An 11,975-nucleotide genomic window follows, 5' to 3' on the forward strand; every position below is an offset into this window, starting at 1 on the left:
AAGAATTAAGCCACTTGTTCTGAAGCTTGCGGATGTTTAGGAATCGCCAGGGCTTGATCAATCAGTGCCACACGCAAAGTATCTCTACAGCCCAAATAACGTTGATAAAAGCTTGAATTCAAGATTGCAGCACCGCCATGCGTTATTGACCAAATCGAAGCCAAATAATCACGTACAGACATCAAACTTTGTATAGACTCCAAATAACTTTCAGTCATGCGAATGATCAGGCGAAGACGTTGTTTGCGTACCTGATAAAGTTCATTAAACAAGTGATAAATCCCTTGTCCCGTGGTAGATAAACGTTCTTCAATTTGATGAAATAACACTGCTCTCTCAGGATGATGTAAATGATGCAGCATAAAAAAAGCCAAATGTTCAGGAAAGGCCTTTTCCGTATCACGTACCATCTCTAACAACATGCGCTCATTACGAATAATCAGTAGCATGTACAGTTCATCTTTACTCTGAAAATGTTTATAAAGTGTTCCCTTCGCTAGATCTAGTTCCGCTGCGAGTGCATCTAATGTCATCCCCGCTTCACCGTTTTCTAAAAGCAATTGTTCAGCAACCTGAAAAATTAAAGCTTCTCTTGCTCTAAATTGAGCCTGTCGATCCATCTTCACCCGATAAACTCTCTTGTTAATTCTATCCGTTAATAAATTGCCGCACTTCTAGTCATGACTTTATCAATCATTGGCGCTTTGATTACTTTTGTTGAAGAAGATTTTCAAAATTTTGCGTGGTAATGAAAGCCATCTCCTCAAGTGTTTTATCATATACATCACTTAAGGCTTTTGCTACATAGGGGACGTATTTAGGTTCGTTAGACTTTCCTCTATAAGGCATAGGCGCTAGATAAGGACTATCTGTTTCTATAAGGACACGATCAAGTGGTACTTGTCTGGCTACCTCTCTTAAATCCTGTGCATTTTTAAAAGAGACAATCCCGGAAAATGAAATGTAATAACCGCAGTCCAGAACAGCTTTAGCAGTTTCCCAGTCCTCTGTAAAACAGTGCAAAATACCATGCGTCGACTTTTCTGCGCGAATAATATCTACAGTTTCATGCTTTGCTGAACGGGTATGTACAACTACAGGTTTTCTGACAATTTGTGATGCCTGAATATGTCGCGCAAAACATTGTTTCTGTTCCTCAATAAATTCAGTACTGTGAAAATAATCCAGGCCTGTTTCACCCAATGCCCAAACTTTATCAGTTTGAGCAAGTTGAACCAACTTTTCGACTGTTGCGCGTTGCATCATCTCCGGGTCTTCACAAGGATGTACCCCGACACTGTAACCAACATCAGCATGGCGCACTGCAATTTCAGCAAGCACAAGATGATCATCCAAATCCACTGAGATCCCCATGAATTTAGAAACCCCAGCATCACGTGCCTGTTGTAATGCCAAATCCAAATTACCTGCATAGGGTTCAAGATTTAACATGGTTAAATGGCAATGCGTATCAACAAACACAGGCTTTCCTAAATATTCTAAATTGGGTTACATTGTAAAGCTTGGACGATCCAAAGACATACTCCCAGCGAGTAGTTTTTCTGCTTCCATTTTGTAATAGACGCCTTTTTCACCCGTCAACTGAATTGCAAAACCTTGAGGTTTCATACCATTCTGTTTTTGCGTGATCCAAATCACTTTACCCGTTAAAGGAATTTTTTGGGATTGATCCGGTAAGCTTGCAAGCACGAAAACTTCGTCACCCATTTTGACAGGTGTTTTCGAAGGTACAAACAAACCGCCACCTAAAATATATGGCATATAACTTGCCTGCAGAGTTGCTCGATCAGCAATGTTGACTTGAATCAAACCGCCCATACGTGGTTGCATGATTATTCCCCTTAAATATTCAATTTTTATGTCACATTCATTAACTGAATGGTCAGTTGATCAATAATTAGATTTGTTTGTACATTTTGATCAACTTTGAGTTTCGCTTGTTGTAAGTTTTCATAAATGGAGAACAGTGTTTGCAAATCATACTGTCCTGCAATCTCTGAAAACACCAAATCTGAATTTTTGACAACCTGATTCAGCTTGACACAAATTATATCTGACAACAAGTATTCAAACATTTGAATCAGGTCATAAAAATTCAACTCTTTATTCCATTTTGAGGCAAACTGCATCGGCATGCTTTTTTGACTGACCAGTTTGAACCAATCTTGCAAAAACTCACCACGACGATTCAACCAATCCAATTCTGCAAGGGACTGTGCTTCTAAAGGCATATTGTTGGATAAATTCATTAGCAACTGAATTTGAGCGTGTTTTTCCACAGGAAGTCGTTGCTGCAAATACTGCTCCGTTTGCATTGGAGTAATACGGTCCATCGCAAAGTGTTGCAGTCGACTACGAATAGTTGCAGGAAGCTTTAGATAATGATCCGCCAACAAAATAATCAGTACCCGCTCACCAGGCTCTTCGAGGGTTTTTAACAACGCATTTGCTGAAGCTATATTTAATGCCTCAGCAGGTTCAATCACAATAACGCGCCAACCATCTACCGTCTGTTGCACAAATGGTAGTAAATCACGGATCTTCTCGATCTTAATTTTCGCGTTTTGCTTCTTATTCTCTTCATCGGTCGTGATATTGACATAATTAGGATGGGTATCCGATTTTAACCACTGACAACTGCTGCACTCACCACAAGCACCTTGTGATGTCTTATTTAAACATAGAACCCATGACAAAAAATGCTGAGCAAAAGCATCTTTACCACAGCCCTTTTTACCATAAAATAGCAGACCATGTCCTAATTTAGGAAAACGGGTCGTCAATGTTTCCCATGTCTGTTGTTGCCAAGGGTAAACCTGAGAACTTGAAGCATCCATAAATGAAAGACCTAAAAAAGCTTAAATACAAATTAACGTGAGTTTGATGAAACTCATTCTTTAACTGATTGAAAAAACAGATCCTGACAGAACCTTGCTGGGTATTCATCTTTTTTGGGGTCAGCCTGCCACTCGCCATACTGTTACTTCTATCTAAGCAGTAAAGCTCCACAAGAACAAGCATCTTGCACAATGACATCACTGTTCACCGCAAGACTCGTCGATAACCAACAACATTGTTAATCAATTGCAGAGCATAGCTTATAGAAGTATTTGCTCAAACCAATGCGAGGGTTTTTTCGAATATCATTTTTCATCGAGAATTTTTATCAAACTCAGATAAAATCACTCAAACACAGAAATATCCAAGGCATTTAAACGATCTAAATCAGCTTGGGTATCCACGCCAGGCGGTAAATTGACTTGTGCAATATCTATTGCAATACGGTGTCCATTCTCTAAAACACGTAATTGCTCAAGGCTTTCCAAACGCTCCAAAGTCCCCATATCCCAAGTCACATATTCTTGCAATAACTTCACTCGATATGCATATAGCCCCAAATGTCGAAATGCCGACTGATGTAATGTTTGATCGTTCAGCTGTCCAGTTTTACGCTCATATGGAATCGGTGAACGACTAAAATAAAGCGCTTCATTTAACTTAGACATGACCACTTTAACAATACTTTCACGCTGGAATTCTTCAACTTGATGAATGGGTTCACATAGCGTTGACATTGAGCATTGCGGATTATTGGCAAGCAGTTCTGCCACTTGCGTTACCAAGGGTGCGGGCAGCAACGGTTCATCACCCTGCACATTGACAATAATGTCATCTGCACCCCAGCCTTTGATTCGAGCAACTTCACTCAGACGATCAGTACCTGATGGATGATTGGGATCTGTAATGACCACGTCTACACCTTCCTGACGGCAAATCTCAGCAATACGTGAATCATCTGTTGCCACACAGAGATCATCAAATCCCTGAACTTTTTTTGCTTGGTCAACGACACGCAAAATCATTGCACGACCATGAATTTCTAAAAGCGGCTTTCTTGGTAAACGTGTACTGGAAAAACGTGCAGGAATAACAATATGTTTCATCAAATTAACCTTGTATTAGATCAATACCAAGCTGAGAGAGTTGTTGATTGAGGAGCAGATAGCAATCATCTGATAACACTGCACCCACAGGAACTACCCAAATTTCACGATTAAATTCAGGATGATTTTTTAATAAAGCCAGTAGTTTCACTGCATCTTTTTCAGTGGTAATGATTGGATTTGCATCTTCAAACTGCAAATCATCAATTTCATAATCATAATGGTCTGGAAACTCATGACATTGAAATTGGCTCACACCAATACTTTCCAAAGTATTATAGAACCGTTGCGGAAAGCCAATACCCACCACTGCATAATAATCAAGCTCGGAATCAAAAGGTTGGGCCTGATCAAAAAAAGGATTTAACAGATAAGGCTCAGCCACCTCCAAATGCATGTTCAAGAGCGAATCTGGCTGTTGCGCATGTTCAATCACTGTGCTTTGTTTTAGACGGCTGACCGGTTCTCGCAGATAACCTTCAGGAAGCAATTTTTTATTGCCTAAGCCTCGATTATTGTCCAATACAATCCATTCAATCTGCCGCTGCAATGCCCAATGCTGCAAACCATCATCACTGATAATTAAATCCAAATCATAGCGCTGAAGCAACAACTCAATGCTTGCTCGACGATTTCCACCAACCACCATAGGCACAGCAGTCGATTGAACAATCAAGCAAGGTTCATCACCCACCACTTCAGGTAAGGAATCTAATGTAACCAGTGCTGGAAATGGACCTTTTCCACCATAACCACGGCTGATCACACCAACACGAACCTGATGAAGTTGTAAATATTTAACCAACTGAATCAGAAGTGGGGTTTTACCACTCCCACCTACAGTAATGTTTCCAATGATCATCACTGGAACTGGTGCTTTATAGGTTTCTTTGAGCCCAAATTGATACAATTGTTTATTCAGCGCAAAACCAAATTGATATAACCATGACAAGGGACGCAGTACAATCAACCACTTGGACTGTTTATTCCAAGCATCTTGAATGATTTGCGCGAGAGACATCAGTTATTCCTCAAAATTGCGTTCGTGTAGCTGATAGTAAGCACCATGTTTTGCCAACAGTTCAGCATGGTTTCCTTGTTCTATAATACGCCCTTTATCCATAACCACAATCTTATCTGCGTTTTCAATAGTCGAAAGACGATGCGCAATGACAATGGTTGTTCGGTTTTTATCTAAAATTGCTTCATCAAAGGCTTTCTGAATAAAATGCTCAGATTCATTATCTAGCGCACTGGTCGCTTCATCCAGAATAAGAATAGGAGCATTTTTTAGAACGGCACGTGCGATTGCGATTCGTTGACGCTGCCCGCCAGAAAGGCTCAACCCTTGGGCACCCAGAGGGGTATCATAACCTTTAGGCAATGCCATGATAAAATCATGTGCATAAGCTGCTTTTGCCGCAGCAATAACTTCTTCTTCGGATGCACCACCCAACTGACCATAGGCAATATTTTCCCGGACTGTCCGATCAAACAAGACCACTTGTTGGTTAACCATCGCAATCTGTGAGCGCAGACATGTCAATTCAATATCATGAATAGGTAAACCATCTAAATATATTTCACCAGCATTCTTCTCTTGGAAACGCACCAACATATTCACGAGGGAGGATTTTCCAGCCCCTGAACGACCAACCAGTGCAACAGTTTGCCCTGCTTGTATATCCAAGGACAAATCATCAATAGCCTTGACATTGTTTTTATAGATTAAATCAACATGTTCAAACCTAATATTGCCTTTTAAGTCTGGTGTTTTTGTGCCTGTATTTTCTTCGTGTGGCAAATCCAAAACTTCAAACACTGAATATGCTGCCGCCATACCGCGCTGTAATTTTTCATTGATATCGGTTAAATTTTTAATCGGTTTTGCCAACAGACCTGCTGCAGTAATATAAGCAACAAATTCACCTGCGGAAGTATCCCCTAAAATTTGCGGACGCAGTGCCAACCAAATAATAATACTTAATGCAAAGGACATGACCAATTGCACCAGTGGACTATTTAAATTCTGTACCACCACCATTTTCAAGCCGCGTCTTAAGTTCTCTTGTGATGATTTATAAAAACGAGCTTGTTCACTGTTTTCACCGGCAAAACTTTTAACAACTGCATTACCATTTACTGTCTCATGTACAATATGGTTCACATCTCCCATTGTGTTTTGTACTTGAATAGAAAGCTTACGCATGCGCTTTGAAGCTTTACGTACCAGTAAACCAATGATCGGCATAAAAATAAAAATACACAGTGTTAAACGCCAATTGGTATAAAGCAAATACCCCAATAAGCCCAGTGTAATCGTACCATCACGAATGATTGTTTTCAGCGACTCTGAGGAAGCAGCTGTTAACTGCTCAACGTTATACATGATCTTTGCTGTAATATGACCCGATGAATTATCAAGATAATATTGTGCAGGCAGCTTCAGCAGTTTGGCATAAATCTCTTGTCGAATACTAAACACCAAACTTCTGGAAATCACAGCGGTGAAATAGCCGCCCATGAATAAACCCAACCCACGAAAGAATATCAGAAAAATAATCAATGCCGGAAACCAATCAAGGTCACTCCGACTACCGCTCTGAATAGCATCAATAATATATTTGAGTAACTTGGCAACTGAGACTTCAGTGGCTGCATTTATTCCAAATCCGACAATAACGAGTAAGGCTGCCCCCCAATATGGCTTTAAATATGCCAGTAGGCGAATATAAACCTTAAAATCTTGATTCACGAATTAATAACCTCGAGATGGAACTTTAGTACTGATATTGATATTGACGAAGCCCAGTTGTCCTGCGACATCCATTACTCGAATAACGTCTTGATGGGTGGCTTTCGCATCAGCAGCAATAACAAACATTAAATCCCGTTTATCATTGGCTGCTTGTTTGATCGCAGTACTTAAATCGGCAGACTCTTTGCTCGAAAGTGCCTGACCGTTTACCGCATAATGACCTGTCGAGTCTACCATGACTTCGATCTTATGTTTGTATTCTTTTGGCGGAACACCTTGCGCATCAGGTAAAGAAAGATTGATGCGACTCTGTTGATTAAAAGTAGTCGTCAACAACAAGATCACCAGGATAAACAACAGACAATCAATCAGTGGAGTAAGGTTGATATGAATATCTTCCACCGTTCTACGTTTAAATTTCATAAAACACCTCTAGCTCAGCCTTAACCAGCTTTTTTTTGTGCACGTTCAAGATGTTTTTGAAAAAATAATGCTGCGTGAAATAACGTTGATTGCTGTTCTAATTCAGCCACATACTCCTGTACCAAACGTTGAAAATAACGATAGGCAAATAGAGCAGGAATTGCGATCAGCATCCCGGCAGCAGTTGTGATCAGCGCTTTTGATATCCCTGGAATCATCATGGTTGGATTTGCAGTTGAACCCAAGTCAATCACTAAAAATGATTCAATAATCCCAATTACCGTACCCAATAACCCCAACAAAGGAGCAACGGCACTTAAAGTTCCCAAGAAATTGATATTTTTTTCTAAATATCCAATTTCCCGTGAAGCAGTCACTTCCATTTGTGCACGTGCATATTCTTCACCTTGCGAATAAGCATCCACGGCATCTTTAAAAATATACCCCAAAGCTGATTGGCGAGCCGATTGATCCTGTTCCAACACATCAAGAACCTCATCAATATCTCGTCCTTTATACAGCATCAATGATTTAGGCAGAACTAAAGAGCGTTTTAGTCGTATAAATCTCTCAATCGAAATTGCAACTGTAAAAATCGAACATAAAACCAATGGCAGCATTAACCAACCGCCGGCTTTAACAAGTTCCCACATCTTTAGTTCCCCGAATTAATCAATCATTAAAAAAATTATTGTTCTGATAAACAGATATTTAAGATACCATCCAACTCATCAAGTGAGTTATAACTGATGACCAACTTTCCTTTGCCTTGTTTGTTATAATCCAATTTCACGCTGGCACTGAAACGTTCCGAAAGTTTCTGGGTCAATTGTTGTACATCTGGCGCAAGTGGATCTTTTGATTTTTCCTGTTTAGGGGTATTCCAATCACGTACCAGCTGTTCAGTTTGACGAACTGATAAGTTTCGATCAATCACCATTTTTGCAATTTGCAATTGGTCTTTGGCCTTCAAGGTCAGTATGGCACGTGCATGCCCCATGTCCAATAAACCCTGTTGCATTAGATTTTTAATTTCATCATCCAAGCTGAGCAGTCTTAATAAATTACTCACCGTAGTCCGTGCTTTACCTACAGTATCCGCAATTTCTTGATGGCTGAGTCCAAATTCATCATGAAAACGTTGCAATGCTAAAGCCTGATCTACAGGATTAAGATCTTGTCGCTGAATGTTTTCGATCAGTGCCAGCGCAATTGCGACTTGATCTGTTAAATCACGAACAATAGCAGGAATTTCTGTCAAGCCTGCCAATTGCGCAGCTCGCCAACGACGCTCACCCGCAATAATTTCATAAGGTGTTTCAGCACTTTCAATTGGACGAATCACAATCGGCTGCATGACACCGTGTTTTTTAATCGAAGCTGCGAGTTCCTGCAAATCCTGCTCATCAATAAAACGGCGTGGTTGATATGCGCCACGTTTTAATTGATTTACATCCATCTGTTTTAACTGACCGTGGTCCAAAGCCTGAACTTCAAGCTGTAATTTTTCTTTTTGAATAGAACCCAACAATGCATCTAAGCCACGACCTTTAGCCAAGCCTCTTTTTTTAACGGTCATGCTTTATTTCCTTTTTTCACTTTACTCTTTTTCAACATTTCAGCTGCTAAATTTAAATATGCAATTGCACCTTTAGAGCTCTTCTCAAAATAAATAATCGGCAAACCATGCGCTGGCGCTTCAGCCAAACGTACATTACGTGGAATCACTGTATCATAAAGCTTTTTGCCAAAATACTGTTCAAGTTCAGCAGAAACATCACGTGTCAATGCATTGCGTGCATCATACATGGTCCGAAGCACTCCGATAATTTCCAACTGTGGGTTCAATGCTTGCTGAATTTTATCAATGGTTTGTGTCAAATCTGCAAGACCTTCAAGTGCATAATATTCACATTGCATTGGAATAATGACAGCATCAACCGCAGCCAATGCATTTACTGTAATCAAACTAAGACTTGGTGCACAATCGACAATAATGTAATCAAAGTCTTTTTCAATTTGCTGTAAAGCATTGCGTAAAATAAATTCACGTCCTTCTTGTTCTGCAATTGCCAGTTCCACACCAGCCAGATCACGATTTGAACCTAAAACTTTATAACCCACTTCAGCTTTGGTAATCGCCGTTTCAATTGGAACTTCGCTCAGCAACACATCCGTGACTGAATATAATAAATCGTTTTTTTGAATTCCAGACCCCATTGTGGCATTGCCTTGAGAATCCATATCGACCAATAAAACACGTTTTTTTAATACCGCCAAAGAGGCAGCCAAATTTACGGCTGTTGTGGTTTTACCGACGCCACCTTTCTGGTTTGCGATAGCGATAATTTGAGCCATGGTAACCCCAATCCTTAGTCTGTTTTAGATCTGTTTTAATAAAAGTAAATGACGTTGTTCATCCAATCGTGGCACATGCAGCTCCACAATATCACACTGCCAATGATCTTTCAGGGCATCCATCTCTTCTGTTGGCACCACCCCTTTCATTGATGCAATGATGCTTTGCTCATGCATATAGGGTTTTGAAGCAGTTACAAAATCAGTCAATGAAGCAAATGCGCGACTGGTAATCACATCAAACTGACCAAGCTCATTGATACTGTCTTCATTTTCTACGCGCGTCTGCACCGCAACAACATTTTTTAGTTTTAAATCTGCAATAAACTGTTTCAGAAAACGAATTTTCTTACCATTTGAATCGAGCAAGACACATTGACGTTCTGGCTGACATAGCGCAATAATCATCCCAGGCATCCCTCCACCTGTTCCGATATCCAACAGGCGCCCTTGTGGTAAATCATTTAAAATACTCAGGCTATCCAGCAAATGTTTAACCAACATTTCTTTGGGATCACGAATTGCGGTTAAGTTATATGCTTTGTTCCACAGGACGAGTGCATCTTGATAACGTAATAACAATTCTAATGCTTCATCAGTCAGCTCTAAGCCAAGCTTTAAGCTACCTTGCTTTAACTCTGGAAAAAATGGATGCATGATCGAATAACATCTCTAAAAAATTAGCTGAAAGTATACCGATTTCTCGCCCGTGGAACAGTAGTTAACGATGAGTTAATATGCAGTTAAGCATATACACCCTGTCTAATTTGCAAATCTAAGGCGGTTAAACGCTCAGGAGTCCCTACATCTACCCATGCCGCATGCATTTTTTCTGCAGAAATCTTGCCGTCCAACATGCCTTGTTTGAGTAATGGCGCCAATGGTCGTTTACCCTGTGGCAAACCATCAAATATTTTAGGATGGATCACAGCGATACCACTATACGTAAGATTTTCACCAAGTTGTTCTTGATCAAAAGTATAGGCACGATCATTCATTAAAGTAAAATCACCTTGTGGATGCTGTTCAGGATTTGGAACCAAAACCAAGTGCGCTAAATCTTTGTCAAGCTTTACATCAAGTAACGCAGCGAAATCGAAGGTGGTCCAAACATCACCATTAACTAAAATAAAAGGCTCTTCGCCCAGTAAAGGCAAAGCATTGATGATCCCCCCAGCAGTTTCCAGACCTTCATCTTCTCTGGTCCAGCGAATTGTTACACCAAACTGAGCGCCATCCCCCAATGAACCAATCAAAATATCTGCCAACCAAGCAGAGTTGATTACGATTTCAGTTACACCAATTTTTTTTAATTTTTCAATATGCCAGACAATGAGTGCTTTCCCTCCCACTTCCAATAAAGGTTTTGGCTTATATAGCGTTAAAGGTCGCATTCTGTTGCCTAATCCAGCAGCTAAAATCATTGCTTTCATTATGCAGCCACCTCATATTTTCCATATTTATCTTCAAATTTTGGCAAAACTTTGGCATATATAAAGCTCATAAATGGCTGTAATTCCGCATATGGCTTAGACTCTTCAAGTAAATACCACATCACACGCGGCAAATCTTTGAGATAGCCTGATTTTCCATCACGTTCAAATAAACGTACAAAAATACCTAAAATTTTGATGTGACGCTGAATCGCCATCAAATCGGCATCGTGCTTAAACTGTTCAAAACTACGATCAAGTTTGGCTGACGCGGGTAGCATGTCATAAAACAGCTTAAACCATGAATACACACGTTCAGGATTCCATTGCACATAAGCATCACGAGTAATCGAAATCAAATCATAGGTATCTGCACCAATCACTGCATCCTGGAAATCGATGACACCCTGTTCAACCTGACCTTCAAGAATCATCAAATTACGGCTATGGAAGTCCCGGTGAACAATGACCTGAGGTTGTGCAAGCGCAGCATTTGCCAAAATGGCATAAGTTCGTTTGATCAGTGCCGATTCTTCATCATTGACTGAAATTTGTAATGAAGGCAACAACCAATCTGTCAGCAACTCCATCTCGGAAATCAATTTTTCATAATTATAGGCAGGTAGATGTGTTTCACCATCAATTGACTGCAAATGCACCAACTGTTTAAAACTTTGTCTATAATGTGCGTCTACATTGTGTTCATCCAATTGCGTAGACAGTAAAACATCGCCAAAATCCTCAAGCAACAACAGACCTTGTTCCAGGTCTTTGGCGACGATATGCGGAACTCTGACTCCATTTGAGTCAAAGAATTCATCAATCGCAACAAAAGGACGACAATCTTCCTTCTCAGGAGGTGCATCCATCAGCATAAATGTTTTATTATTCAAAGTAATTCGTGCATAACGACGGAAACTCGCATCGCCTGCTAAAAAATTGATTTCAAATTGATCTGAACTGAGTACAGATGTTATCCATGTTTGTATCAAGTGTTCACGTTGTGTATTCATTTGCAATTTAATCTAATTCAGGCTG

Annotated in this window: 14 protein-coding genes; all 14 read right to left on the reverse strand. The window is 40.1% G+C overall.

Annotated elements, in window-relative coordinates:
• Window positions 1–5: 5 nt before the first annotated feature.
• On the reverse strand, window positions 6–620 hold the full coding sequence (locus IMO47_RS03595; protein ID WP_058971313.1) for a TetR/AcrR family transcriptional regulator: 615 nt from the start codon (window positions 618–620) through the stop codon (window positions 6–8).
• Between the two features lie 88 nt (window positions 621–708).
• Window positions 709–1,482, reverse strand: coding sequence for a TatD family hydrolase (locus IMO47_RS03600; protein ID WP_196074909.1), 774 nt, complete (start codon window positions 1,480–1,482; stop codon window positions 709–711).
• Between the two features lie 27 nt (window positions 1,483–1,509).
• Complete coding sequence (locus IMO47_RS03605; RefSeq protein WP_196074908.1) at window positions 1,510–1,851, reverse strand: PilZ domain-containing protein; 342 nt, start codon at window positions 1,849–1,851, stop codon at window positions 1,510–1,512.
• A 26-nt stretch (window positions 1,852–1,877) separates the two neighbouring features.
• Window positions 1,878–2,858 carry a DNA polymerase III subunit delta' gene (locus IMO47_RS03610; protein ID WP_196074907.1) on the reverse strand — a complete coding sequence of 327 codons (981 nt, stop codon included), beginning with the start codon at window positions 2,856–2,858 and terminating at the stop codon, window positions 1,878–1,880.
• A gap of 345 nt (window positions 2,859–3,203) precedes the next feature.
• Window positions 3,204–3,965, reverse strand: coding sequence for a 3-deoxy-manno-octulosonate cytidylyltransferase (gene kdsB, locus IMO47_RS03615; RefSeq protein WP_196074906.1), 762 nt, complete (start codon window positions 3,963–3,965; stop codon window positions 3,204–3,206).
• 4 nt (window positions 3,966–3,969) lie between these two features.
• On the reverse strand, window positions 3,970–4,986 hold the full coding sequence (gene lpxK, locus IMO47_RS03620) for a tetraacyldisaccharide 4'-kinase (RefSeq protein ID WP_196074905.1): 1,017 nt from the start codon (window positions 4,984–4,986) through the stop codon (window positions 3,970–3,972).
• Window positions 4,987–4,989: 3 nt separating this feature from the next.
• Window positions 4,990–6,720, reverse strand: a complete 1,731-nt coding sequence (gene msbA, locus IMO47_RS03625; protein ID WP_196074904.1) for a lipid A export permease/ATP-binding protein MsbA — start codon at window positions 6,718–6,720, stop codon at window positions 4,990–4,992.
• 3 nt (window positions 6,721–6,723) lie between these two features.
• The gene (locus tag IMO47_RS03630) at window positions 6,724–7,146 is read right to left on the reverse strand and encodes a biopolymer transporter ExbD (protein WP_196074903.1); all 423 of its coding nucleotides are present in this window, start codon (window positions 7,144–7,146) and stop codon (window positions 6,724–6,726) included.
• Window positions 7,147–7,166: 20 nt separating this feature from the next.
• A complete protein-coding gene (locus tag IMO47_RS03635; RefSeq protein WP_196074902.1) occupies window positions 7,167–7,799 on the reverse strand; it encodes a MotA/TolQ/ExbB proton channel family protein in 633 nt (210 codons plus the stop codon).
• A gap of 35 nt (window positions 7,800–7,834) precedes the next feature.
• Window positions 7,835–8,725 carry a ParB/RepB/Spo0J family partition protein gene (locus IMO47_RS03640; protein ID WP_196074901.1) on the reverse strand — a complete coding sequence of 297 codons (891 nt, stop codon included), beginning with the start codon at window positions 8,723–8,725 and terminating at the stop codon, window positions 7,835–7,837.
• Window positions 8,722–9,504, reverse strand: a complete 783-nt coding sequence (locus IMO47_RS03645) for a ParA family protein (protein ID WP_196074900.1) — start codon at window positions 9,502–9,504, stop codon at window positions 8,722–8,724. The genes IMO47_RS03640 and IMO47_RS03645 overlap by 4 nt, the downstream gene beginning before the upstream one ends.
• A gap of 24 nt (window positions 9,505–9,528) precedes the next feature.
• On the reverse strand, window positions 9,529–10,161 hold the full coding sequence (gene rsmG, locus IMO47_RS03650) for a 16S rRNA (guanine(527)-N(7))-methyltransferase RsmG (protein WP_196074899.1): 633 nt from the start codon (window positions 10,159–10,161) through the stop codon (window positions 9,529–9,531).
• Between the two features lie 86 nt (window positions 10,162–10,247).
• A complete protein-coding gene (murU, locus tag IMO47_RS03655; RefSeq protein WP_196074898.1) occupies window positions 10,248–10,937 on the reverse strand; it encodes an N-acetylmuramate alpha-1-phosphate uridylyltransferase MurU in 690 nt (229 codons plus the stop codon).
• Window positions 10,937–11,950, reverse strand: a complete 1,014-nt coding sequence (locus IMO47_RS03660; protein ID WP_196074897.1) for a phosphotransferase — start codon at window positions 11,948–11,950, stop codon at window positions 10,937–10,939. Before IMO47_RS03660 ends, murU begins: the two co-directional genes overlap by 1 nt.
• Between the last annotated feature and the right edge of the window lie 25 nt (window positions 11,951–11,975).

The sequence above is a fragment of the Acinetobacter sp. Res13-Abat-PEC15-P4-01 genome (assembly GCF_015676285.1).
GTDB classification, from domain to species: Bacteria; Pseudomonadota; Gammaproteobacteria; order Pseudomonadales; family Moraxellaceae; genus Acinetobacter; species Acinetobacter nematophilus.

Coding starts and splice junctions, on each gene's coding strand:
- lpxK (WP_196074905.1), bottom strand. CDS start 4,986: ATGTCTCTCGCGCAAATCATTCAAGATGCTTGGAATAAACAGTCCAAG.
- kdsB (WP_196074906.1), bottom strand. CDS start 3,965: ATGAAACATATTGTTATTCCTGCACGTTTTTCCAGTACACGTTTACCA.
- IMO47_RS03610 (WP_196074907.1), bottom strand. CDS start 2,858: ATGGATGCTTCAAGTTCTCAGGTTTACCCTTGGCAACAACAGACATGG.
- IMO47_RS03640 (WP_196074901.1), bottom strand. CDS start 8,725: ATGACCGTTAAAAAAAGAGGCTTGGCTAAAGGTCGTGGCTTAGATGCA.
- murU (WP_196074898.1), bottom strand. CDS start 10,937: ATGAAAGCAATGATTTTAGCTGCTGGATTAGGCAACAGAATGCGACCT.
- IMO47_RS03595 (WP_058971313.1), bottom strand. CDS start 620: ATGGATCGACAGGCTCAATTTAGAGCAAGAGAAGCTTTAATTTTTCAG.
- IMO47_RS03630 (WP_196074903.1), bottom strand. CDS start 7,146: ATGAAATTTAAACGTAGAACGGTGGAAGATATTCATATCAACCTTACT.
- IMO47_RS03635 (WP_196074902.1), bottom strand. CDS start 7,799: ATGTGGGAACTTGTTAAAGCCGGCGGTTGGTTAATGCTGCCATTGGTT.
- IMO47_RS03645 (WP_196074900.1), bottom strand. CDS start 9,504: ATGGCTCAAATTATCGCTATCGCAAACCAGAAAGGTGGCGTCGGTAAA.
- IMO47_RS03660 (WP_196074897.1), bottom strand. CDS start 11,950: ATGAATACACAACGTGAACACTTGATACAAACATGGATAACATCTGTA.
- rsmG (WP_196074899.1), bottom strand. CDS start 10,161: ATGCATCCATTTTTTCCAGAGTTAAAGCAAGGTAGCTTAAAGCTTGGC.
- IMO47_RS03605 (WP_196074908.1), bottom strand. CDS start 1,851: ATGCAACCACGTATGGGCGGTTTGATTCAAGTCAACATTGCTGATCGA.